Source organism: Candidatus Methanoperedens sp., from assembly GCA_012026795.1.
GTDB lineage: Archaea > Halobacteriota > Methanosarcinia > Methanosarcinales > Methanoperedenaceae > Methanoperedens.
Genome location: VEPM01000024.1, coordinates 1 through 24506, shown reverse-complemented (window position 1 = coordinate 24506; position 24506 = coordinate 1). Strand labels below are relative to the sequence as shown.

Genomic DNA, 24506 nt, shown 5'->3' with positions numbered 1-24506 from the left:
ATTTTCCCTTTAACATCGTGCTTACTATTCTTGAAATTGAGAAAATTTAAACGTGAAATAGTGGGACTGTCGGAGCGTCAGATTAATATAATATGTAAAATCTATGTCTGATATAAAGGATGCAAAGGTATTTATCATGGGATGAGGGAGGTAAACTGTTGCCATATATCGCCTATCCGAATAGAAAAACGGTGAAAAAAATGAAGAATCAGAAAATCTGCGCACGCGGATAGAAAAAAATACTACATGGGAATAACAGATCTGCAAGAAATGTCAGTTGAGGAAGTTCAGAGCCTTGTCCATGAATTGAAAACCCATCAGATCGAACTTGAAATGCAGAATGAGGAGCTTTGCAAAGCACAAAATGAACTCGAAAGATCACGTAACGAATATGCTGACCTGTATGATTTTGCTCCCATTGGTTATTTTATTTTTGATAAAAGCGGGCAGATTTTAGATGTTAATCTTGTCGGCGCTGATAAATTAGGTGTAGAAAGGCGGTTGTTGATCAAAAAACCATTTTCTCTTTATGTTACACCGGATAGCAAGGATACGTTTTATTTACACCTCAGACAGGTTTTCAGGACAAACATCAAACGAACCTGTGAAATCAAACTTGCAGATAAGGATGGGGTTCAGTTCGATGCCCGGCTGGAAAGCCTATTAGTGCAAGGTAGCGAAGGTAAATTCGGTCAATGCAGAACAGCAATAATCGACATTACTGAGCACAAACAGATTGATAAAGAATTAGAGGACAGCGAAGAGAGATACAGGGAGCTTGCTGAAAGCATAGGCGAGGTCTTTTATGCGATGGACAGGGATTTAAGATATACCTACTGGAACACTGCATCTGAAGCCCTTACAGGTATCCTGGCGAAGGATGCTATTGGAAAATCTCTCTTTGAGCTTTTCCCGGAGTTAAAAGAGACAAGGGCAGAGAGGTTGTACAGAAAAGTATTAGAAACACAGAAACCAGAGCGTTTCGTGAATAAGTATCGGGTTAAGGGCAAAGACCGCTTTTTTGAAATTAACGCCTATCCGTCCAGGTTCGGTCTTTCCATTATTGCCAAGGACGTCACTGAGCGTAAGAAGGCTGAGAAGCAAATACAGGAACAAGCTGCCCTTCTCGATAAAGCGCGGGATGCTATTGGAGTACGTGACATGGAACACCATCTCACCTACTGGAATAAAGGTGCACAGAGGCTATATGGCTGGACTGCAGAGGAAGCCATAGGCAAAAATGCTGACAGGCTTATATATAATAAAGAGTCACCCGGTCTTATTGAAGCTAAAAAAAGCGTTATCAGGAATGGCGAATGGACAGGTGAACTGCATCAGGTAACTAAAGATGGTAAAGAAATCATTGTAGAAAGTCGCTGGACTTTGATGCGTGATAGCGAAGGAAAACCAAAATCAATACTCGTCATAAACACTGATATCACAGAGAAGAAAAAGATTGAATCGCAATTATTGCGTGCCCAGAGGATAGAAAGCATTGGCAGGCTTGCTGGAGGTATTGCGCATGACCTTAACAATGTGTTGACACCGATAATACTATCTTTGCAAATGTTAAAAGAAAAATTCAAAGACGAGCAGAGCCAGAGATTGCTTACTATTCTTGAAAATAACTCGGAGCGCGGGGCCGGTTTAATAAAGCAGGTTCTGTCATTTGCACGGGGTGTCGAGGGTGAACGAAATCCTCTTGCTGCAAAACATGTTATCGGGGAAATTGAGAAAGTTTTAAAAGAGACATTTCCAAGATCAATTGAAATCCGAACGGATATACAGAAAGATCTCTTTACAATCTCCGGGGATGCTACACAACTGCACCAGGTTCTAATGAACCTGTGCGTGAACGCCCGCGATGCAATGCCAGATGGCGGCACATTGGGCATTACAGCTTATAATTTCTTTATTGATAAGAACTATGCTCAGATGCATACTGACGCAAAAGTCGGTTCATATATCGTTATCGCGGTCTCAGATACCGGAACAGGTATTCCTCCGCATATATTGGATAGGGTTTTTGAGCCGTTTTTTACGACGAAGGAAACTGGCAAAGGCACAGGACTGGGTCTTTCAACAGTTCTTGCAGTTTTGAAAAGTCATGGCGGGTTTATAACTATTTATAGCGAGGTTGAAAAGGGAACGACATTCAGGGTATATCTGCCTGCTATTAAAACAGACGAAACACAAAAAGTAGAAGAGCAACAGGCTGAATTGCCAGTAGGGAACGGGGAATTGATTCTCGTTGCTGAGGACGAAGGATCAATTCGTGAGATTACAAGTTCGACCCTGAAATCATTTGGATATAGAGTGCTTACAGCCAGTGATGGTGCAGAGGCAGTAGCTTTGCATGCTAAAAATAAAGATGAAATCAAACTTGTTCTTATGGATCTGATGATGCCTGTCATGGATGGTGAAGCAGGCATCCGGGCTATCCGTAAAATTAATTCCGAAGTCAGGATTATTGCAGTTAGCGGATTAACAGAAAAAGATAGACTTACGAAAGTCGCTGAACATACAGATTTTTTTTTGCCAAAGCCTTATACGGCCTGGATGCTGCTTAAAACCATACACAAGGTTTTAAACGCAAAATAGAGGCGGTTAACAAACTGTGGAATAAAATTTATTGAATAATTTAAAGATATATGACCATCAGGTTAATATACGCCTCTTTCTCATTACTGAGATAATTACGGCTCTATCTCATTACTGAGATAATTACGGCTCTATCTCATTACTGAGATAATAAACAGCAAGCGAAGATTTAATACCAAAAATTCCACGTAAGCGGGTTAGGATGCATCGCATGCCCAAAAGCGTATGCCTGGAAACAGGTTGATGCGCTTTTGCGAGAATCAAAAAGGTAAGGATGATGAGATGAAAAAATCAGCTGATGGGATAAATTCAAGAATGAACAGCGGTAGCCCCGGTGAGGCTGGCCAGGTCCGGTCTCGCGGCTGGAGCCGCTGGCTGGGACTGATACCCATTGCGCTTATCGTGATGCTGACTTCACTATTAGCCATGTTAAATATTCGTGCAAGTATGGTCTCACCCGTTCTCTTCCCCATACTCAACACCCTGTTCATATTCAGCACGTATTCTCTTGCTGCATACTTTGCCGCGAGGAACTTCTTAAGAACCGGCTCATGGCAATTACTGTTGTTTGGCACCGGCATCCTGATGTTAGGTATATCTGCCACCCTCGCAGCATGGCTATCAATTGCAGGCGGGCTGAACCTGGTAGCGAAAATACATAATGTGAATGCCCTGGCAGCATCCTTCTTAATGCTCTCTGTAGCAGCTTTCGCCTGGAAAGGTGTATTACCAAGAAAAAAACCAGGTCGGCTACGGATCTTGATTAGCGTTTATACAATTGCACTGGCATTCGTAGCCCTGGTGACAGTGCTGGCTCTGGAGAATCTCATACCCACCTTCGTTAACGCTTCTGGCCCTACGATGCTAAGACAGGTCATATACGGGACGGCGGCGGCGATAACCGGGATTTCAGCTTTCTGGTTACTGCGTCTTTACTCCAGGTCAAAAGCCGATTTCCTATACTGGAGCTGTCTGGGACTTATGCTGATTACTATCGGCTTTACTGCCGGGCTTTTTGCGGTTATTCTCTCGGATTCGGTTAGCTGGCTCGCCAGGATAGGCTTGTATTTCAGCGGCATATACTTCATAATTGCAGGCCTTGTCGCCAGAACCGATGCACAGACCAGGGGTATGGATATCCATGAACTCATAGCTGAATTTGCCAAACATGCAAACGTAAACTATGAGTTTCTGGTCAATACTGCCAGCGATGCGATAATTGCTGTGGATAACCTGGGCAGGATATTGACGTGGAATCCAGCCGCAGAGAAAATGTTCGGCTATAGCCGGGGTGAGGCTGTAGGCTCAGCCTTTATTTATCTGTTAATCAGCCCCGATGACGTGGACTCTTACAAAAAGGCGGCATATGCAGTTGATCAGGATAAGGAAAACGATGGGTCTTCTGTGACTATGGAACTAAAAGTCAGGAGAAGAAACACAGAGGAGTTCCCGGTGGAACTGAGGCTGGCTTCAAGAAAGCTGTCAATGGGGCGGCTTTATATCACTACACTGATCCTGAGGGATATTACCGAACGCAAGCGGGCTGAAGAGGCGCTGCAAAAAAGCGAGCAGCGCTGGGCAACCACCCTGGCCAGCATCGGTGATGCGGTCATTTCCACCGATGTCGATGGCAGGATTACTTTCATGAATGCCAGGGCTGAAGAATTGACAGGCTGGATGCTCGCTGAGGCTGCGACAAAACCGATAACTGAGGTCTTCAATATCATCAACGAATACACCTTCAAGGAAGCTGATAACCCTGTTATCAGGGTGCTTCAGGAAGGGACAGTGGTCGGCCTTGCCAATCATACTATTCTGGTAAAAAAGGACAAAACTCAAGTCCCGATCGACGATAGCGGTGCACCTGTAAGAGACACTGACGGTAAGATCATGGGTGTGGTGCTGGTCTTTCGCGATATCACTGAGCGCAAGCGAGCTGAAGAAGATCTGCACAAAGCGCACAATGAATTAGAACTGCGTGTTCAGAAGAGGACAGCTGAACTGAAAGAATCTAATATAATATTACTGGCTGAAATCACCATGCATAAACAAGCCAAGAAAAAAATCGAACACCTTGCATTGTTCCCGGAGTTAAATCCGAACCCGATCATCGAAATAAATGCAGAAGGAACGATTACATTCTCCAATGCAGCGACTTCGCAAATCCTGAAGACATTAGGGATCCGGGACGATGCACGTGTCTTTTTGCCAGGTGATTTTGAAGATATCATGAAAGCCCTGAAACAGGAAAAAGAGATCCAACCTTTTTATCGCCTTGTTGAGGTCAAAGACAGAATATTCAGCGAGTCCATATATGTATCGAAAAAACTGAATGTTGTGCATATTTATATGAACGACATCACCGAGTACAAAAAGGCTGAGGAAAAAATAAGAGAACAGGCCGCACTCATTGATAAAGCACAGGAGGCTATAGGGGTCAGAAGCTTAGAGCACATCCTCACATACTGGAATAAAGGCGCACAACGCCTGTATGGCTGGACAGCACAGGAAGCTATAGGCAAAAATCCTGCTGAGTTCCTGTTTAAAGACAACAAAGAGCCACCCCGGCTCATTGAGGCAAAAAAGATTGTGCTTGAGAAGGGAGAGTGGATAGGCGAGCTGCATCAGCTTACGAAAGAAGGTAAAGAAGTAATTGTTGAAAGTCACTGGACCCTGATATATGACAGCGAAGGAAAACCGAAATCAATACTTGTTGTCAACACGGATATCACTGAAAAGAAAATGTTCGAGTCGCAATTATTACGAGCGCAGCGGATGGAAAGCATAGGCATTCTTGCAGGAGGCATAGCGCATAACCTCAACAATATGCTGACGCCGGTGATGCTATCCCTGCAAATGTTAAAAGGAAAATTCACAGATGAGCATAGCCGGAAATTGCTTTCTATTCTTGAAAATAACTCGCAGCGCAGCGCTGACTTAATAAAGCAGGTCCTGTCATTTTCACAGGGAGTCGAAGGTGAACGCAATCCTCTTGAAACAAAACATATTATCTTTGAAATTAAGAAGATCGCAAAAGAAACATTCCCAGGAAATATTGAAATCAGAACTGATATACCAGAAGATCTCATTACCATCCTGGGAGATGCCACACAACTGCACCAGGTTATAATGAACCTGTGCGTGAATGCCCGTGATGCTATGCCGGATGGAGGTATTCTGACAATCTCGGCTGAAAATTTCTTAGTTGATGAGAACTATGCACGGATGCATTCCGAAGCTAAAGCGGGTTCTTATGTTGCCATTACAGTTTCGGATACCGGGACAGGTATTCCTCCTGATGTACTTGATAGGGTTTTTGAACCGTTCTTCACGACAAAGGAGTTTGGAAAAGGAACCGGACTTGGCCTGTCAACGTCTCTTGCTATTGTAAAAAGTCATGGCGGTTTCATAAAAGTACACAGCGAGATTGGAAAAGGGACGCAATTCAGCATATATTTGCCGTCGACTAAAACCGAGATTCAAAGTGCACAGGAACAACAGCTTGAATTGCTCTTCGGGCATGGAGAATTGATTCTTGTTGTCGAAGATGAAGATTCTGTCCGCAAGGTTACTGTTTCGACACTGGAAAAATACGGGTATAGTGCGCTTGCAGCCGAAGATGGTGCGGAGGCGGTAGTATTGTATGCCCGGAATAAGGATAAAGTCAGAGTTATCCTTATGGATATGATGATGCCTGTCATGGATGGTCCTGCGAGCATCCGGGCGATTCATAAAATAAACCCTGAGGTTAAGGTTATTGCGGTTAGCGGATTAGCTGAGAAAGACATCCTTGAGGAGGTTGAAGACCTTGCAAACGCGTTCTTGCCAAAACCTTACACTGCCCGGAAGCTGCTCAAAACCTTAGATGAAGTTTTGAGCACCAGGTAAATGCATCAGGCTCTGGAATACAGCCAGAATGAGAATTTCCAAAACTATATTAAGATGCGAATAAGTCCAGATTCATTGCTTGCTATTGATATGGTAAAACGAATGAAATCAGAAAAAATTGTAGCGGTGGTAGCTATGATAGTGCTGGTGGGTTTTAGTGCATTGTGTGCGTGGTACTTAACGGGTTTACCAAAAATGAGTTCAGGAGCCTCAGAGCAAATAACTATCGGGATAATGCCCATTGAATCACATGCATTAATCTATGTTGCCGAAGATAAGGGATTTTTTTCCGAAAATGGCCTCGATGTGACAATACGGGATTACAATACAGGACCTGCGGCAATCCAGGGATTGTTAGACAATGAAGTGGACATTTCAGGATCAGGCGAGTATGTTGTCGTTAGAAGCGCATTCAATAAAAAGAATATTAACATAATCGCAAGCATAGATAATTACCAGGTCTTCTATCTTGCTGGCCGCAAAGACAGGGGAATTGAAAACATTTTAGACTTGAAGGGAAAAAAGATCGGTGTTACGCAGGGAAGCCAGGCTGAATTCTTTCTTGGCAGATTTCTCAACCTGCGCGGCATTAGGTTGCAGGACATAACCCGTATTGATGTCCAGACGTCCCAATCCGTGAATGCCATAACAAATGGCAGCGTAGATGCGGTCATTTACAGTCGGCAGTATAATGATACTATCAAAGACAGGCTGGGTGACAATGGGGTATTCTGGCCAGCGCAAAGCAGCCAGCTGCTTTACAGCGTTATGGCTTCCAGAAACGACTGGATCGCCAGTCATCCCGGAACAATTAACAGGTTCCTGAAATCTCTTGTCCAGGCTGAAGAATATACGGCAAAGCATCCCGCTGAAGCAAAGGCTATAATACAAAAGAGACTGAACTATAAAGATGCGTATATGGAAACAGTATGGTCTGAACACCAGTTCTCCCTCTCACTTGAACAGTCGCTCATTCTCATGATGGAAGATGAAGCCCGGTGGATGATCAAGAATAACCTTACCAGTGAAAAGAAGACTCCAGATTTCCTCAAGTACATATATTTCGACGGCTTAATTACGATAAAGCCGGAATCTGTGAACATCATACGTTGAGACGGGGAAAAATGAAAATCAGGACACAGTTGATTATCAGCATGGTTTTCTTCAGTATAGCCCTGCTTATCGTTTCCGCATCGATGATTATCACAGACCGGCAGCTAGAGCGGCTGCATATACAGGAAGAACTGACAAATAATATCGAGATTAAAGCCAACGAGCTCAGTTATTTATCGAACGATTTTCTTCTGTACCATGAAAGCCAGCAAATCGACAGGTGGAAGTCACTGTATTCCTCTATCTCCGACGATATATCTAACCTGAATGTGGACAGGCCGGATCAGCAGGCGCTTATCAATAGCATCAGGTCAGATCAGCAGAGGCTGAACGCAGTCTTTACTGATATATTATCAAAAATAGAAACCTCACCCAACGCGTTTGATCCGGCATTTATCCAGGTATCATGGAGCAGGATAGGCGTTCAGACCCAGGGGTTAGTCTCCGATGCTTCGAGCCTGTCGCAAAAGATCCATGACGAAGGGGAACAAACAAAGCTCATTAATTACCTGCTCAGTGTCGCCCTGCTGGGAATATTTGGCGTATTTCTTCTCACCAATTATTTCCTGATTTACAGGCGCACGTTGAAATCGATATCGAACCTGCAGGAAGGGACACGAATTATCGGTTCCGGAAACCTTGATTTCTCAATAGAAGAAGAAAAGGGCGATGAATTCTGGGAATTATCTCACGCCTTTAACCGGATGGCAACAAACCTGAAAACCGTTACTGCTTCCAAATCGGAGCTGGAGAAGGAAATTACCGAGCGCAAGTGTGCTGAGGAGGCACTGCGTAAAGTGCATGATGAGTTAGAACTGCGTGTTCAGGAACGGACCGCGGAACTGAGAATAGCCAACATAGAATTAGAGACTGAGATAAATGAACGCAAGCTGGCTGAGGAGAAAGTACGGGAGCAAGCTGAGCTTCTTGATAAAGCACAGGAGGCTATAGGGGTCAGAAGCTTAGAGCACATCCTCACATACTGGAATAAAGGCGCACAACGCCTGTATGGCTGGACAGCACAGGAAGCTATAGGCAAAAATCCTGCTGAGTTCCTGTTTAAAGACAACAAAGAGCCACCCCGGCTCATTGAGGCAAAAAAGATTGTGCTTGAGAAGGGAGAGTGGATAGGCGAGCTGCATCAGCTTACGAAAGAAGGTAAAGAAGTAATTGTTGAAAGTCACTGGACCCTGATATATGACAGCGAAGGAAAACCGAAATCAATACTTGTTGTCAACACGGATATCACTGAAAAGAAAATGTTCGAGTCGCAATTATTACGAGCGCAGCGGATGGAAAGCATAGGCATTCTTGCAGGAGGCATAGCGCATAACCTCAACAATATGCTGACGCCGGTGATGCTATCCCTGCAAATGTTAAAAGGAAAATTCACAGATGAACAGAGCCAGAAATTGCTTTCTATTCTTGAAAATAACTCGCAGCGCAGCGCTGACTTAATAAAGCAGGTCCTGTCGTTTTCACGGGGAGTTGAAGGTGAACGCGTTTCCCTTGCTGCAAAACACCTCATAATTGAAATTAAGAAGGTTGCAAAAGAAACATTCCCAAGAAATATTGAAATCAGAACTGATATACCAGAAGATCTCATTACTATCCTGGGAGATGCCACACAACTGCACCAGGTTATAATGAACCTGTGCGTGAACGCCCGTGATGCTATGCCGGATGGAGGTATTCTGACAATCTCGGCTGAAAATTTCCTGGTTGATGAGAACTATGCACGGATGCATTCCGAAGCTAAAGCGGGTTCTTATGTTGCCATTACAGTTTCGGACACCGGGACAGGTATTCCTCCTGATGTACTTGATAGGGTTTTTGAACCGTTCTTCACGACAAAGGAGTTTGGAAAAGGAACAGGACTTGGCCTGTCAACGTCTCTTGCTATTGTAAAAAGTCATGGCGGTTTCATAAACGTACACAGCGAGATTGGAAAAGGAACGCAATTCAGCATATATTTGCCGTCGACTAAAACCGAGATTCAAAGTGCACAGGAACAACAGCTTGAATTGCTCTTCGGGCATGGAGAATTGATTCTTGTTGTCGAAGATGAAGATTCTGTCCGCAAGGTTACTGTTTCGACACTGGAAAAATACGGGTATAGTGCGCTTGCAGCCGAAGATGGTGCGGAGGCGGTAGTATTGTATGCCCGGAATAAGGATAAAGTCAGAGTTATCCTTATGGATATGATGATGCCTGTCATGGATGGTCCTGCGAGCATCCGGGCGATTCATAAAATAAACCCTGAGGTTAAGGTTATTGCGGTTAGCGGATTAGCTGAGAAAGATAAACTTGCAGAGATTGCACGCTCTCATACAAAGGCTTTTTTACCAAAACCTTATACTGCCCGGAAGCTGCTCAAAATCATACACAAAGTTATAAGTGAAGAATAAGAATTAATTTACAATATCTTCAACTTTAACCTTCGTCAATTCTTCTTTAAGTACTGAAATAAATTTTGGGATTTCAGCAGGTTGGTAAATACTAATGAATTTTATACCTGAACCTTTACGAATATATCTGCATTTTAAAAATCCAAGCATTTCAAGTTCTTTAATTTTTTCTGAAACCTGGTTTATATAGAGACTATTTATACTGGATTCATTAGCCAATCTCTGGTATTCAAAAACAACATCATCTACTGTTATCCTGACATTCTTTCTATCCCGGTCATGTAACCTGAGGCATGCATAAAATATGAGTTTAATGTGAATTGGCAGTGTTTTAAGTACATCAAGTATAAGATCAGAATGTGATCCTGAGGGATAACAAACATGTCTATCCGGGTTTTCTCCCCGTATCTGGTTGAAAAAATTCATTTGCCTGCCAGCTCGCATTTTAAATAATGGTAATTCATATTATTATCCTGAGACGAAATAAATGATTTATTTTTTAATTATATTCAGAATCACATGAATATATATGCAGGTGTGAATTTTAGAACACCGGATCAATCCCCGGCACCAAAAAAATAAAAATATTCAACCGCCTCATTTCACAGGAGCGTATGGATTTTCTTAACAAGTTCTCTACCAAATGCATAAAGGTCGCCCGGATGTCTTGAAGTGATAAGATTTCCGTCCACAACAACTTCCTTATCTTCATACAGGACACCTGCAGATTTCATGTCGTCCCTGATACCTATGTAGCACGTCGCTTTCCTTCCTTCTATTAATCCTGCTGAAATAAGCGTCTGGCCGCCATGACATATTGCACCCACAAGTTTATTCTCCCTGAAAAAATGTCTTGCGATATCAAGCGCCTTTTTTTCAAGCCTGACCTTTTCAGGCGCCTTTCCCCCGGGAAGAATTAGCATGTCAAAATCTTTCGGGTCCACTTCGTTAAATGTCATATCCACATTTATAGAATAACCATATTCCCCTGTAATTATTCCCTGCTTCAAGGATGCAACCTTCACAATAATGCCTTCTTCTTTTAACCTGTTAAACGGGTATAAAAGCTCCTGGTCTTCAAAATTATCCGCGCTTAATATAAGTGCTTTCAATACGATTCCCCCCATAATCTAACTTAAACCTCCTGAGTATTAATCCTTTTGATGATACTCTGACGAAAAATTAAAGTTCATTGGAAACTTATTATAATACGGAATTGGGAAATCCAATATCGAGAAAATCTAAAAATGCTCATCATACGAGCAACAGCATGACCAATACCCCTCCGTAGATCAATGAGCCGGCCACAAAGAATTTCGGCTCTCCTCTTTCTGCGCCAGGGACTTCATCTTTGATAACATTGAACAGCACTGCACCTGCTATAAAAGCCAGAAATACCGCTGCTTCTGATTGCCTCTCCGGAAAAAGAACAGACAGGGCCCAGCCTGTAAGGGGCATTATACTGAGTATATACCTGCCATACCTGTTGAACAGGGAACTATAGTGTATCTCCATGGTTCTATCCATCCCGAAGAAGTGAAGTATCAGGGCAACAGAGAATAGTACTGCTCCGGGTAAACTTGTCCGGACCTCGAAGCGCAGGTTGAAGGCTATCAGCAGGCTTACAAGGGCAAGCATGCTGAAATGGATAATAAATATTCCTTTTGGGGCTGTGACAGAATCCATATTTTGCCCTGCTTTTGCTGCAATATGGCGGCGTGAGTGTATTGCAGCATGTTCTGATATGAAGAACACAAGAAAGCCTATGAATGCAACCCCGAAGATCGCAACCTCTGATGTAAATATCTGGCCGGGGAAATTACGCAGTAGCAGCTTGAGATGTCCGCCTGCCTTCTGTATCGTAGGCAAAAGATCGAAGAATACGTAGGCTGCTGCAACACCGCCTGAGAACGAGATTACTGGCTTCTTATATCGTTCGGAGAAGCTATATAATCCGGGAGCAGTAAGATGAACTGCACAGAAGAGTATAGATATTATGAGAGTGATTAATATTATTCGCTCTGGCATACTTCCCCGAACTCTCTTTTTAGCCAGTACTCACCAAGCATCATATTTACAATCCCGGAGGGGACATCAAGCAGCATCTCTCTATATGCATATGGTACATTAATTGAGGAAATCGTCCTCCTGGACCTGGCAATTTCCTTATCAAGAAGGCTGTTGATGCCTGTATTCAAGCACCCTGGAAGCAATAACCCTGGGCCCGGCAGACCGGATTTATTTCCGTCTATCACTTTTTTCAGATCTACTATGTCATCAGCTATCTGCATTGCTTTTCCACATCCAAGCCCGTATTCTGCAAAAGATGCTATCTCTTTTTCATACGGACGCATCTCACCGGATATCCCCTGGCCGCCTGATCTTGCAGCCAGGCATCCCCACATAGCTGCCAGTCTGAACAATCTCCCCGTCTTCTGGGTAATTATAGCATCGTAAATTTCAGCCGACTGCAGGTTAGATGCGTGGAACAGCTCATTTACAACACCGGAGACCATCCCTCTCTGGGTTTCTGCCAGCATGTGCACATACAATTCCCCGTAATGTGCAGCGATATCATACGGCAGGCTCAGAATATCCATTACATCAAGAATAGCCCTTTTGTGCCCTCTTGTAAGGTGCGCTGCCGGCTGTCCCCTGCGCTCTTTATCCCCATCCAGCATATCATCCAGGATCAGCGAAGCACTGTGCGCCAGTTCAATAGCACAGGCAAGGTCAAGCGCCCCGGATATATCCCTGTCCCGGTCAGATACGGCATCAAAAACAAGAAGAAGCAGCCCGGCACGCATTCTTTTCCCTTTTAACAGCGTTAAAATTACATCCGGGTCGGATATTTTATTTTCGACTATGAGTTTTATATGACTGTTTATTTCCTGTCTTTTTTTATCAAGGTATTCCTGAAAGGTTCTCATTTATATCCTCTCCAGGAATAGCGTCCCTGCCAGTGCATATATCAAAACGAACTGCAATCCCAGCAACTTCCATGCGATTTTATATTCCTGTGTCTTGGTATGTTCATAAAGTGCAAGCATAACATAGCCATAACCAAAACCGAATACACCAAGACCTGTTATGACAATCAGGTTTGCTTCAAGCCCCAGGGCAAGCGCCTGTGCAAGATAAGAGGATACGGGTATTGTAGCCATACCCAGGGCACCGAACCCAATGGTATGGAACCTCCTGAATTCAAGACCGTACAGTGTACAGAAAAGTATGCCAATACCAACTGCCATGCCGGGAAATAGAGACCCCAGCATGCGATTTGCGTATATACCTGTTAATAATGCCAGTATAAACGCAAAACAGCCTGCTGATATAAGAGCTGCATCGCCAAAAACGGTTTTCCAGGGTTTTCCTGCCCTGGTTGTATCATCAAACATATGCTCACCATATAGCAAAAGAGATACAACTGCAAGAGACAGGCCCAGAACCGCATTGTCTACAGCCCTGAATGCAGATGTCCCGATTATGACCAGGGATAAAAACGCCAGCATAAAAGGCAGGTGTATCAGGGTAAACAGACTGCCGACCGTGCTTTTATTATATACCAGGTATTTGTACCATTCTAACTGCCTGTTTATTTCCTCGCCCTCCATAATAACTTCAAAGCCTCCCATAGATGAAGTTTCATGTTCAATATCTTTGTAGTTTTTTGAAGTGTCCAGCCATCTCTTATACCGATATATGCTCCTTTCCTTAATCTGTCCATTACCCTGCGTTCATCTTCCATCCATGCAAATTCCTTCTGTATCGCATGTTCATACGCAGAAGGATCATCCCAATTCTCTACTAATATCTGCGCGCTTCTCATTCCCGGTATTATGCCTTCGCCTGCAAGGGGAGCAACGCATCCTATTGTCTCTCCCACTCCCCATATATTATGAAATATGTACGGCATGCTGCTGCGCGGGGCGGTTAAGCGTACCTTACCTGCACAGCCGCACAACACCTCTCTTTTATCGCCTTTAATCCAGTTCAGGTTTTTGAGAATATTATGGGGCTCAATCACAAGACTGCCTGCCCCTATATGGTATTCGTTTCTCGATATCGGAAAAATCCACGCATACCCTGTTCTGGTTATTTTAATACTCATTCCAAGAGACTCTGCACTGCGAATACGGTACTGGACGCAGGGAAGGATCATATCATTTTTTATCCGGGGCAGATATGCACGGGAAATCCCGGTCGCATCGATGACCCTGTCGTATTCTGCGATTTTTACAGGCGAACGTTCTACTGAAGCGCCATGCAAAAGATCGGATATAAGAAGCGGCTTATCAAAAGTTTGCGCGTATGCTTTTATTTTCATCTCATCCATTATAATATGGTCGAATCGCATCCTGACATATTTAGCCGGGTCAAGCCCGGTATCCTCTAAAAGCTGTTCAAACCCGGATGAAGTACCCCATGCGCATGGACTTATGCCGCAGCTTGTCTTGTGCGGTTGTTCCTGTTCGAATAAAGTCACGTCATCGAATCCCCGGTTGCGCAGGAGCCTGTACAGGTATGCACCTGATATTCCTGCGCCAGCTATCGCTATTTTCATCTTTATTCCCCGTCACCCCCTGGTTAATTGAAATTTTTATCGTTGTTATTGTAATCGTCTAAAGATTTTGATATGATTCCAGATATACTTTTCCACTATCTTGCCAGAAACGAGATTGCCAGGAAATAGCTCATTAAGCACAGTAACTTAAGAGCGATTTCAGGTTTGTGAATATAGTATTCAGCATCTTCAACGTCTTTTCTTACTGCCCTGACATACCTTGAAAGGGTTATTTCTATAGCAGAGATATTAGCTGCCAGAACCGCCCATATTAAAAATGCCGGGTTGAGTGTCAGCGTATTCAGATAAAATCCGACCATTACAGGGATGAACCCGAATGATACAGCGAACCAGAAATCATTATGAAAAAATCCTTTCATGAACCTGGCAGGATATGCCCAGACAAAAAAAGTCTGCAGGGGGATCATCCATAGCAGGTGCCATGCAGCAAGCTCTATCATCCAGTATATACTTATTATAACTGCTATGCTTACTGCGGCCAGCCCCAGCAGCAGCAGTTCTCTGGGCATCAGGTATTTCACGTAACTGCTTCCCATCCCCGGAAGCTGGTCAAAGGAATGGGCTGCAATCCCCAGTCCCAGGAAGTATGCAACAATAACCCATGCAAAAACATCCCACCTGTGGATGCCTGCTATCCCGAACCCGATAGCCAGGAAGCTCAGGTTCATTGCTGTGTATGGAAGATGCAGTATTGTCCATATTTCGGCCCGCTTTGAACCCTCAATCTGATACCAGGTCTTTTTCATGGATTATCTTGAAATTCATGTTGAGAGATGCATAAACTCGCTCCAGTGCTGCCACAGGTAAACCAGAGCCCACAGTATCATAATAGCGTAGCTTACATAGAGAAAATCTGTAATCGGACCATGAGATTCGGCTATAACTCCTCCAAATTCTTCAGCATGGGCGCTGGCATCCTCAGGGCTGTATTTATCCCCACTTTTGACTGCTAACCACACCCCTGCCAGGATTCCTGCTATGATAACAATCGTTAACCAGACGTAGGAGTTTATCAACAATCCGTAACTCTCGGTAAAAACCATATTTAAACCTTCTTATCTTCTTTTTCAGATACTTCGGGTTCCTCGAATATTCTGTATTTAGGAGCCTCAACATCGGTAAATTGTCCTGTTCTGATCCCCCAGACTAAAAATCCCAGGAATATGAGGAATATAATAAAAGTCATTATAAATTCGGCAACCATGTACTCTTCCATTATTTTCACCTCTTTAAATTTCTTGCATATTTATCTTCATAAAGCTGCATCCACTTTGTATTATAATCATCAGGAGTTGAAAAGCTCTGGATATAATAAATCAGCCTGTAGACCTCATCATCACTTAAAACATATTTCCATGGCGGCATATTTGTAGTTTCTACCCCTTCCCTGATCTTCCAGACATATTGCCCGTAATGTTCAAAATCACCCCCGGTCTCAGTAAAATTAGCAGGCACAGGTGAAATATATCCTTCTTTGCTCAGGACAGAGGCTACTCCATCGCCCTGTCCTTCTTTCCCATGACACTGTTCGCAGTAAAGCGCAAATAATTTTTTTCCTGACTCAAACTGCTCCCAGGTGCCTGATATGGGTGGAGAAAAATTCGTTTCATTGACAAACCGCATTGCTTCGTTATCAGAAAAGTCGCCACTTATAGTCCTTGTTGCACCTGTAGCGAAGCTCATCTCAAAAAGAGCAACTTTCCATCTATCTGTCTCATTCATAGAAAGCTTCCATGGAGGCATAGCTGTTCCCGGAACTCCTTCGCTCACCCGCCAGAAATGGTAAGCATCACCTGGTTCAGGCAGATAGGTTCTGATCCTTTCATGAAGGTTGGCTGGCTGGGTTATGACGTGTCTGGCATATGGTCCCTGAGCGTTCCCGGACCCCCCGTGGCAGGGAAGACATTTCTGCGTAAAAATTATTTTGCCATCATCAAAAACCGACCCAAATTCAAGCCCTGTACTCTCACTTCCATTATATGTACCATTCTCAGCATCATAATACTTTACCACCTCCTTCATAACAGGAGCATAAGGCTGTTTCTTATCCGAATACTCATATGGGACTGCGGGATGGAAATTCGCAGGTTCCAGGTCTTCTCCCCCCAGCCTTTGAATATAGGCAACCAGGGAATTGAGTTCATCTTCGGATAAGAACTCAAATTTGGGCATAATCGAACGGGGGCTGGTATTCCTTGGGTCTTTATCATGGATTATATGCCACTGAGTCGGTCTCATACCTCCGATCTGGGCAAGATCAGGACCTGTTCGCTCGGTGCCTAATAAATGAGGAGAGTCATAATAGTAGTCGCCCTTTTCTGAAATCCTGCCAATAGCCCAGTCCTGGGGTCTTACAAACTGGGAATGGCAGTAAAAACATCCCAGGCTTTTATATAAAACCCTTCCTTTCTCTTCCTGCATGGTATAGGGATGGGATATGTTGCTGGGCCCTGGCGATACAGCCATATAAGGCATTGCTACGACCATGAAGGTCATCAGGGTAAAAAGACTGAGAGCTCCAATTACTATGATCGGTACGTTGATGGTATGCTGGGACTTTCTCTGGAGGCTGGAATGCTGCTTTGAACTATTAACCGCGGTGACTTTAAGGTGTTCTTTCTCCACATGAGGCTTGCTGGCGATATTTTCACGGGCTGTATAGAAGGTCATAAGGACGTTAAAAGCGAAAATATATGCGGCCACCACTATCATCCCGCCGCCCATAGCCCGGAGTATATACCATGGCTGGAGAAGCAGAAGAACAGATTGTATGTGCATGTTCTGCCACCAGGCAGAGTTTGCAACAAGCCCTGCAATGGTCATAGCCCAGAAAAATATGTTAAATGCAACAAACGCGAGCCACCAGCTTATGCTCATGAGCCTCTGGCTGTAAATTTTAATGCCTGTAAGCTTGGGAACCAGCCAGTATATTATACCAACTGCAAGAAACCCAAAACCACCCAGGATCGCCAGATGCGCATGACCGACTGTCCACTGGGAGAAGTGCAGGTACATATTTGTGCTTCTCAATGCCTGCAGGCTTCCCTGGAGAGAGGTAAGGAAATACATGAGAAAACCAGCTACAATGAACCTGAACGGGATATTCTCGATGAACATGCTCCAGGAGCCGCGAAGGGTAAGGCCTATGTTTACTATAAAGGTCAGAACAGGAACCAGCATCAAGACGCTTGTTGTGACCGCTATTGTTTTGAGCCACTCGGGTATGGGGGTCTGCAAAAGGTGATGACCGCCAACGCCTGTATAGAAAAAAGCTATGGTGAAGAAACTTATCAGTGAAAGCAGGTGGCTGTAGAGAGGACGGTTTATCATACGCGGGATAGCATAGTACCATGTTGCTATTCCTAATGTCGTGAACCACAACCCCAGAACGTTATGACCATAGTACCAGTTGAATATGGAATCGGTAATGCCGGTAATAGCGCCTGTTGAAGGTCTCCACATCACATTGCCGATGAAATAAAGGATTGGGAACCATAGAAAAGTACCTGTGTAATACCATGTGGAAACATAGAGCTTCTTCTCAACCCTCCTGCTGAGTGTAGCTAAGATATTATAAAGTATCAGAAGAAGAGTGAGCATAATAAAAACATCAGCAATCCAGGGAAGCTCAGCATATTCTCTGCCCTGGGTTTGCCCGAAAAAGAGGATAAGCAGTATTCCGCCGACCAGTGTACCATTCCACATTATTGCTGCCATTTTTGCCAGCCTGGCACTGAAGATCGGTGTGTTTACCAGCCTCGGAATCGCCCAGAACATACCTCCTATTAAACCTGAAGAAACAAACCCGAAAAGTACACCGTTTACATGGGAGGGTCTAATCCTGCCAAAGGTTAGATAGACTGCATCACTCAAAAAGTACGGCTGGAAGAATTTTATTGCAAGAATGAACCCGAACGTGGCAAATATGGGGAACCATACCAAAGAACCTAAGAACCATAATTTTACAGCTCCGTCGCCGTCTTTAAATTTTCTTTCCTGAGGGCTGTAATGATCCGATATATCTGCTGTTATATAATTTCCCCCTTCACTGCTACAGGTAACTATTGTTATCCTGCCTGGTTTTTGAATGAAATACAGAGATTGTACTCTTTTCTTTAAAATTGGACTGTTGTGTATAAATATCTTTTCTAAGGGATGGAAAGCCTTTTTAATCTTTAGATTGTATTAAAATATGGGGGGTTATGAAATAAGCAACCGATCCGAAAGTTCCATTTTTTGTGTAAAAATGAGAAGGCGAGGCAATTATGATGATAGTTCAGGATACTGAAGATAACAGGATGAAATGCATTTGCCCGGATTGCCCGAGTTATCCTCACGACTGCAAAGGGGAGATTCTTTACTGCGGCAGGGGTAATAGTGCCTGCGAGATCAGCATCAGAGGATGCAATTGTGTAAATTGCCCTGTTTATTATGAATACAAGCTGGAAGGGTTGTATTTTTGTGATAAAGAAGAAGCCGGGGAAAGCAATACTTTGATGCGCAGGAAAAGGTCTTCTGAAGATGATTCCTTTTACCGGACAGTAGTGGGAATTAAAGATATGGCAGCAAGGGGAGAAAGCACAGTAGCCGCAATGGGATCATTGAAAAAACTCCCATTCTCTCTTGATGAACTGCATTTTATTCCCGCGCAGGTGGAAAAGATCCCTTTAAATATGGATGATGACGTAAACACTGAAGTTTGCATCGGGCCTGATGCGAAAAACCCGTTAAAAGTTTCATCCCCCCTTCTGATCTCAGGGATGAGTTTCGGAGCAGTTTCAAAGAATGTCAGGCTGGTAATCGCGCAGGCAGCTTCAAGGTTAAAGATTGGCTTCAACTCAGGCGAAGGCGGGATTCTGGATGATGAACTCAGTATCGCCCGTGATTATCTTATTGCCCAGTATGCTACAGGCCGGTTCGGCATTAATGAAGACATGTTGAAGCATGCCGCTGCTATAGAGATCAGGTTTGGGGAAGGAGCATATCCGGGTAAAGGGAGTTATCTGCCTGCAAGTAAAGTCACTCCTGAGATTGCGGGGATGAGAGGCTTAAAGATCGGTGAAGCTGCATATTCACCTGCACACCATACCGACATAACCACAGTGCAGGAACTTAAAGAAAAAGTTTCCTGGCTGCGTGATCTCACAGGCGGTATTCCCGTCGGTGCAAAACTGGGATGCGGCAATATCGAAAAAGATATCCGGGCCCTGGTTGATGCCGGGGTTGATTTTATTGCACTTGATGGTTTTGGCGGAGGTACAGGGGCCACGGATCTTTATGTGAGGGAAAACGTTGGAATTCCGATTTTTGCAGCCCTGCCACGTGCTTTTAAATTACTTTCTGACCTCGGTGTCAAAGATAATATTTCTCTCATCGCAGGAGGAGGCTTACGCACTTCTGCTGATTTTGCCAGATGCCTTGCGCTTGGTGCGGATGCTGTTTACATAGGCACATCTGCATTGATCGCTATCAATTGTGAGCAGTACAGGATCTGTTATACCGGCCTGTGCCCGACAGGTGTGACCACCACAAATCCGGTACTTGTAAAGCGGGTAAATATTGAAAAAAGTGTTGGAAAACTATCCAATTTTATTAATGTATGTACCAGGGAAATAGCTAACCTGACCAGGATCGTGGGAAAAGATGATGTCAACGAGCTTGATAGCAATGATCTTGTTTCAATGAACAGGGAACTGGCAATCCTTACTGGTACCAGATGGTTAAATGGGGAATATTTAAAATAAGTATAATCCTGGCAATTACTTATTTATTTCTTGGAATCCTATAATCCAGAAATGCCTACTATAAGTGAAAAGATACTTTCCCGTGCTTCGGGTAAGCCCGCAAATGCCGGTGATTTTGTTTTAGCAAAAGTAGATTATGCGATGGCTCATGACGGGACAAGCATCCTGGCTGTGAAATCCTTCAAGGAAATGGGTGTGAAGAAAGTATGGGACCCGGACAGGATAATCATACCATTTGACCACATAGTTCCGGCCAATAACGAAACTGCTGCAAAACTTCACAAAAGCACCAGGCAATGGATAAAAGAGCAGGGGATCATAAATTTCTTCGATGTAGGCGAAGGCATCTGTCACCAGGTCTTGCCTGAGCAGGGTTTTGCCATGCCCGGAAAACTTATAATCGGGGCGGATTCACATTCATGCACTTACGGAGCCTTCGGGGCTTTTGCCACAGGGGTCGGTGCAACTGATATGGCTGAGATCTTCGCAAGCGGCAAATTGTGGCTTCGCGTCCCGCAAACAATAAAGATCACAGTGGAAGGGAAACTCGCAAAAGGCGTGTCAGCAAAGGACATGACACTTTTCATAATCAAGAATGTAGGTGCAGATGGGGCTAATTATAAAGCTATAGAATATTACGGCAGTGCCATCAGTGAATTATCAATGGCCGAGCGTATGACCCTTTGCAATATGTCAATAGAGATGGGGGCAAAAGCAGGCATCATTCCTGCTGATGCTAAAACCCTCGAATATCTTAAAGGACGGGCGCGTGATAAATTCGAGCCTGTTTATGCCGATAAGGATGCTAAATATTGTGAGGAATATAATTTTAATGCAGCAGACATTGAACCGCAAATTGCAAAACCGCACGAGGTTGATAATGTATCAGGGGTCGGAACACTTCTTGGCACGCCTCTTGACCAGGTTTTCATAGGCTCATGTACGAACGGAAGATTTGAAGACCTGGAAGTTGTGGCAAAGATCCTTTCAGGCAAAAAGGTAAAAGTCAGGACAATTGTGCTTCCTGCTTCGCGCTCTGTCCTGATAAAAGCAACGGAATCCGGTATTATTTCTACTCTTCTTAAAGCCGGAGCCATTATTGCGCCGCCCGGATGCGGTCCTTGCCTTGGCGCCCATATGGGTGTAATATGCGAGGGCGAAACATGCCTCTCCACGTCCAACCGCAATTTCAAGGGCAGGATGGGGGCTGGAGGGCTGATATACCTCTCTTCGCCAGAGACTGCGGCTGCAAGCGCGCTGAAAGGGGAGATTGCTGATCCGAGGGACGTTGTTTCAGATGAGAATCAATAATACCTGGTATCATTAATGGTTACCCCTTTCTTTAATAAGGAAATAATATATCAGCGCCCCGATAATCCCTGTAAAAATTATCACCAGAACTCTTCTCCGGCATTAATTCCAGCGATGTAAATATTCATCGATTTACCATCAAATAATCTCTTAAATGATAAAGGAGCGTATATATTTTCTGTGGATTCTCTACAAATATTTTATTTCAACCTCACCAGGTTTGTCATGCCATAGCTCTTACGCTCAATACAATTTCTTTTTTCAAGGTTATCAAGAATGCGGGTCACCTTTGGTCCATTAAAACAAGATAGGGCTACCAGGTCTTTCTGGAGCATTTCACCGCCTGCATCAAGTATTTCTTTGTAGACTTTGTATTCATCCTCTTTAAGGGCATCAAGAACCACTCGCCACTTTTCACTTTTTTTTTCTTCTACCTCTTTTGATTCTGATGATATCGATTCTGAATATCCCCTCCATCTGCCTGCTAACAGGTACATGATTGTTGTGCCCAAAACAAAAGAGCTAAACGTACTCAGTAGCAGGTCTGGGTACGTAAAAAGTTTTTCAGGTCTCTCAATGACCACGGTACTTCCATTCATCACAAGATTTAGTCCAGGGCTGTTTCCGAGAAGCTTGTTTGTTAGAACGAAACTTGCTAAAACCAGTATGATAATTGCTGCAACAAACTTCCGGTTTTGTTTTTTCATCTCCATGAAGGTCAGTCCTGTTAATTTTCTGGTTTAATGGGCACTATTTCTGGATTGTTGTACCATTCGATCTCTTCAACAGTTTTATCTATTACGATTTTTTTCTCAATGGTCTTGTCTATTACAGTTTTTCTTTCATTTTCATTTTCAAATCCACGTTTTGTGATTCCGACTATTTTTGCGTTATTACCTTCAATATCTATGATAATTTCAATGGATTTGCTGTTCTTTATTATGCCATCGAGGTCTGTGCTATACAATATAAGAATATTATCATCATAAGAGAGCTTGTTACCACTAAATTTGTTTTGATCTTTAAACTCATTGATTTTGTCTGTTTGCTCCATGTTCTGCTCAACACTCATCTCAACAACAGTAGGGTTCATAATTTGTATCATCTTAAACCCATTCAATGAGGCGTCGATCATAGAATCCTGCTTGGTTATTGTATAGTATTGTAAAGGCCATGTCACCGTTACAATTCCAGGTTTCCATGGCCCCTTTTCATTTTCAGCAGGCTGTATAAATGCATAAAATAAAACGCTACTCTCTCCGTTCTTAATTGGATGATTAGTGATCAGGGTTATATTCTTGTAAACATCGCTTTCTGAAAAAATAACTCCCAGCCTTAGAGTATCATTACCAATGTTCTGAGCTTTGATGAAACGAAGAATAAAGCTGTCCAAATCGTATCCTTCACTTACTAAAGTATCTTGTGCTATTTTTGTAACAAACTTTCCCAAATCAGAATCTAAATCAATACTATACTGCCTGAATTTGTACGTATTTTCATAGTAGTATATTCCTGCAATCACTGCTCCTGCAAGTACAGCGCCGAGTATTGCGAATACCAGTCTCTTACCTGTCGGCATCTTTTCTCCTCTAATTTCTTCATCATTTAATTCATCATTCATATAAGTCACCTCATTGAACCAAAGGATGAAAGAACCAAAATAAGTTGCCTGCAATTACCATGAAATCCATTTCATAATGGATTGCTGAAAGACTATAAACACACTATTCCGAAACCTTTTCCAGTATTACATTGATTTTATCAACTTTATTCTTATCCTCCTTTAATTTTTAGACCTTTGCATTTTGAGCATGTGTTACTGGATTTTCTTTTTATATATCTATAAATAGCTGCATGGGACTTATTTTCAAGAACGCTTCTTTCAAAAACCCATCTCATAGCTATAATCCTAAACCTTTTCGAGCATGCGGTCTATTTCATCGATCCTGCTCTCAATCTTATCCATGTATTCTTTTAAATTGTCTATTCTGGCATCCAGATCTGCAAATATTTTTGTTTTTTGCATCCTTGCACTCATATAGCTTTTGGCGATTATGGTTAGCAGGTATATGCCAAGTGTAATTATAATTGCAAAAACCGTCGCTATTGGTGGATAAACTCCAAGGGCACTTAATAATACGAATGCAAGAATAAGAATTACAGTTGTTGTTACTGTTTCAATGCTGCTGATTTTCATTTTGAATTCCTCCTTTAATCCGAAACTTTTCGGACTATCCACTCTACTTTTTCTGCCTTGTTTTCCATCTTTCTTGCTAACTCATTCAACTGCTCTATCTTAGCCGCTATTTCTTCTTCTCTTGCAGTGGATTGTTTGACATACTGTTCAGTCATTTCACGTGCCCATTGCAATCCACTGGACCAGTAATCCATAATTATCAGAAGTGCAGGCAGTATAAGCGCTAAAAACATTATTATCGCAAGGTCGGATGTACTAGACTTCATCATCAAGGACAAAAGAATTAAAGATACAACTAAAATTATTATTCCAGTGTACGTTTCTTCAGTATCTTTAGCTTCTGACATTCTGGCATCTAAATATTTTTTTGTCAGAATTAACAGGTATATACCTGCTGCGATCCCGGAAACGTTCAGCCAGAGCAAACTTATCTCAACCCCAAGCGGGCGTATCAGAATACTGTTCCAGGCTATCTCTATTATTTCAGCCTCGGCTAGCAATGATATTAGTATAGTGGCTGCAACCAGGTAAAGTATTCCTGTGTTTTTTATCTTCATTTTGTGACTATTCAGACCCCCCAAATTATCCCATAACATATTCCGTTCATCCTAAAAAATTGAGTTCATTTTTTATTCTGCTATATTCGGAATAAATGCTTC

20 protein-coding genes are annotated in these 24506 nt (G+C 43.2%); 6 read left to right on the top strand and 14 right to left on the bottom strand.

What is annotated here, in order from left to right; translation table 11 throughout:
• Window positions 1-246: 246 nt before the first annotated feature.
• The 4 genes from FIB07_12435 (at window position 247) to FIB07_12420 (ending at window position 10010) form a co-directional block, all read left to right on the top strand.
• A complete protein-coding gene (locus FIB07_12435; GenBank protein ID NJD53663.1) occupies window positions 247-2601 on the top strand; it encodes a PAS domain S-box protein in 2355 nt (784 codons plus the stop codon).
• 225 nt (window positions 2602-2826) lie between these two features.
• Complete coding sequence (locus FIB07_12430; protein NJD53662.1) at window positions 2827-6489, top strand: PAS domain S-box protein; 3663 nt, start codon at window positions 2827-2829, stop codon at window positions 6487-6489.
• On the top strand, window positions 6490-7602 hold the full coding sequence (locus FIB07_12425) for a transporter substrate-binding domain-containing protein (protein NJD53661.1): 1113 nt from the start codon (window positions 6490-6492) through the stop codon (window positions 7600-7602).
• A 704-nt stretch (window positions 7603-8306) separates the two neighbouring features.
• Window positions 8307-10010, top strand: a complete 1704-nt coding sequence (locus tag FIB07_12420) for a response regulator (GenBank protein ID NJD53660.1) — start codon at window positions 8307-8309, stop codon at window positions 10008-10010.
• 3 nt (window positions 10011-10013) lie between these two features.
• Here the strand turns inward: FIB07_12420 and FIB07_12415 are convergent, their stop codons facing one another.
• The 10 genes from FIB07_12415 to FIB07_12370 all read right to left on the bottom strand — a co-directional run bounded on the left by FIB07_12415 (window position 10014) and on the right by FIB07_12370 (window position 18537).
• Window positions 10014-10454 (bottom strand): hypothetical protein, encoded by a 441-nt coding sequence (locus FIB07_12415; protein ID NJD53659.1) that lies wholly within the window; start codon window positions 10452-10454, stop codon window positions 10014-10016.
• A gap of 158 nt (window positions 10455-10612) precedes the next feature.
• Window positions 10613-11122 (bottom strand): type 1 glutamine amidotransferase, encoded by a 510-nt coding sequence (locus FIB07_12410; protein NJD53658.1) that lies wholly within the window; start codon window positions 11120-11122, stop codon window positions 10613-10615.
• Between the two features lie 142 nt (window positions 11123-11264).
• A complete protein-coding gene (locus tag FIB07_12405; protein ID NJD53657.1) occupies window positions 11265-12038 on the bottom strand; it encodes a hypothetical protein in 774 nt (257 codons plus the stop codon).
• The gene (locus FIB07_12400; GenBank protein ID NJD53656.1) at window positions 12023-12940 is read right to left on the bottom strand and encodes a polyprenyl synthetase; all 918 of its coding nucleotides are present in this window, start codon (window positions 12938-12940) and stop codon (window positions 12023-12025) included. Before FIB07_12400 ends, FIB07_12405 begins: the two co-directional genes overlap by 16 nt.
• The gene (locus FIB07_12395; GenBank protein ID NJD53655.1) at window positions 12941-13624 is read right to left on the bottom strand and encodes a hypothetical protein; all 684 of its coding nucleotides are present in this window, start codon (window positions 13622-13624) and stop codon (window positions 12941-12943) included.
• Window positions 13606-14574, bottom strand: a complete 969-nt coding sequence (locus FIB07_12390) for an NAD(P)/FAD-dependent oxidoreductase (GenBank protein ID NJD53654.1) — start codon at window positions 14572-14574, stop codon at window positions 13606-13608. The genes FIB07_12395 and FIB07_12390 overlap by 19 nt, the downstream gene beginning before the upstream one ends.
• A gap of 95 nt (window positions 14575-14669) precedes the next feature.
• Window positions 14670-15341, bottom strand: a complete 672-nt coding sequence (locus FIB07_12385; GenBank protein ID NJD53653.1) for a hypothetical protein — start codon at window positions 15339-15341, stop codon at window positions 14670-14672.
• A 15-nt stretch (window positions 15342-15356) separates the two neighbouring features.
• The gene (locus FIB07_12380) at window positions 15357-15611 is read right to left on the bottom strand and encodes a hypothetical protein (GenBank protein ID NJD53652.1); all 255 of its coding nucleotides are present in this window, start codon (window positions 15609-15611) and stop codon (window positions 15357-15359) included.
• 29 nt (window positions 15612-15640) lie between these two features.
• Window positions 15641-15811: a cbb3-type cytochrome oxidase assembly protein gene (locus FIB07_12375; GenBank protein ID NJD53651.1), complete on the bottom strand. Its 171-nt coding sequence runs from the start codon at window positions 15809-15811 to the stop codon at window positions 15641-15643.
• 5 nt (window positions 15812-15816) lie between these two features.
• Entirely contained in the window at window positions 15817-18537 is a 2721-nt protein-coding gene (locus tag FIB07_12370) for a c-type cytochrome (GenBank protein NJD53650.1), read from the bottom strand.
• A 323-nt stretch (window positions 18538-18860) separates the two neighbouring features.
• Between FIB07_12370 and FIB07_12365 the strand changes: the two genes are divergently transcribed.
• Complete coding sequence (locus FIB07_12365) at window positions 18861-20339, top strand: DUF2769 domain-containing protein (GenBank protein NJD53649.1); 1479 nt, start codon at window positions 18861-18863, stop codon at window positions 20337-20339.
• Between the two features lie 51 nt (window positions 20340-20390).
• Window positions 20391-21650, top strand: a complete 1260-nt coding sequence (locus FIB07_12360; GenBank protein ID NJD53648.1) for a 3-isopropylmalate dehydratase large subunit — start codon at window positions 20391-20393, stop codon at window positions 21648-21650.
• 200 nt (window positions 21651-21850) lie between these two features.
• On the opposite strand, the gene FIB07_12355 is transcribed toward FIB07_12360, so the two are convergent.
• The 4 genes from FIB07_12355 to FIB07_12340 all read right to left on the bottom strand — a co-directional run bounded on the left by FIB07_12355 (window position 21851) and on the right by FIB07_12340 (window position 24404).
• On the bottom strand, window positions 21851-22357 hold the full coding sequence (locus tag FIB07_12355; GenBank protein ID NJD53647.1) for a hypothetical protein: 507 nt from the start codon (window positions 22355-22357) through the stop codon (window positions 21851-21853).
• A 20-nt stretch (window positions 22358-22377) separates the two neighbouring features.
• Window positions 22378-23271 carry a hypothetical protein gene (locus tag FIB07_12350; protein ID NJD53646.1) on the bottom strand — a complete coding sequence of 298 codons (894 nt, stop codon included), beginning with the start codon at window positions 23269-23271 and terminating at the stop codon, window positions 22378-22380.
• Between the two features lie 288 nt (window positions 23272-23559).
• On the bottom strand, window positions 23560-23847 hold the full coding sequence (locus FIB07_12345) for a hypothetical protein (protein ID NJD53645.1): 288 nt from the start codon (window positions 23845-23847) through the stop codon (window positions 23560-23562).
• Window positions 23848-23861: 14 nt separating this feature from the next.
• On the bottom strand, window positions 23862-24404 hold the full coding sequence (locus FIB07_12340; protein NJD53644.1) for a hypothetical protein: 543 nt from the start codon (window positions 24402-24404) through the stop codon (window positions 23862-23864).
• Window positions 24405-24506: the final 102 nt, after the last annotated feature.

Bases quoted from the DNA above. Each gene is read 5' to 3' on its own strand.
- FIB07_12435 (NJD53663.1), top strand. From the start codon at position 247: ATGGGAATAACAGATCTGCAAGAAATGTCAGTTGAGGAAGTTCAGAGC.
- FIB07_12430 (NJD53662.1), top strand. From the start codon at position 2,827: ATGCCTGGAAACAGGTTGATGCGCTTTTGCGAGAATCAAAAAGGTAAG.
- FIB07_12425 (NJD53661.1), top strand. From the start codon at position 6,490: ATGCATCAGGCTCTGGAATACAGCCAGAATGAGAATTTCCAAAACTAT.
- FIB07_12420 (NJD53660.1), top strand. From the start codon at position 8,307: ATGGCAACAAACCTGAAAACCGTTACTGCTTCCAAATCGGAGCTGGAG.
- FIB07_12415 (NJD53659.1), bottom strand. From the start codon at position 10,454: ATGCGAGCTGGCAGGCAAATGAATTTTTTCAACCAGATACGGGGAGAA.
- FIB07_12405 (NJD53657.1), bottom strand. From the start codon at position 12,038: ATGCCAGAGCGAATAATATTAATCACTCTCATAATATCTATACTCTTC.
- FIB07_12400 (NJD53656.1), bottom strand. From the start codon at position 12,940: ATGAGAACCTTTCAGGAATACCTTGATAAAAAAAGACAGGAAATAAAC.
- FIB07_12395 (NJD53655.1), bottom strand. From the start codon at position 13,624: ATGGAGGGCGAGGAAATAAACAGGCAGTTAGAATGGTACAAATACCTG.
- FIB07_12390 (NJD53654.1), bottom strand. From the start codon at position 14,574: ATGAAAATAGCGATAGCTGGCGCAGGAATATCAGGTGCATACCTGTAC.
- FIB07_12385 (NJD53653.1), bottom strand. From the start codon at position 15,341: ATGAAAAAGACCTGGTATCAGATTGAGGGTTCAAAGCGGGCCGAAATA.
- FIB07_12375 (NJD53651.1), bottom strand. From the start codon at position 15,811: ATGGAAGAGTACATGGTTGCCGAATTTATAATGACTTTTATTATATTC.
- FIB07_12365 (NJD53649.1), top strand. From the start codon at position 18,861: ATGATGATAGTTCAGGATACTGAAGATAACAGGATGAAATGCATTTGC.
- FIB07_12360 (NJD53648.1), top strand. From the start codon at position 20,391: ATGCCTACTATAAGTGAAAAGATACTTTCCCGTGCTTCGGGTAAGCCC.
- FIB07_12355 (NJD53647.1), bottom strand. From the start codon at position 22,357: ATGAAAAAACAAAACCGGAAGTTTGTTGCAGCAATTATCATACTGGTT.
- FIB07_12350 (NJD53646.1), bottom strand. From the start codon at position 23,271: ATGAATGATGAATTAAATGATGAAGAAATTAGAGGAGAAAAGATGCCG.
- FIB07_12345 (NJD53645.1), bottom strand. From the start codon at position 23,847: ATGAAAATCAGCAGCATTGAAACAGTAACAACAACTGTAATTCTTATT.
- FIB07_12340 (NJD53644.1), bottom strand. From the start codon at position 24,404: ATGAAGATAAAAAACACAGGAATACTTTACCTGGTTGCAGCCACTATA.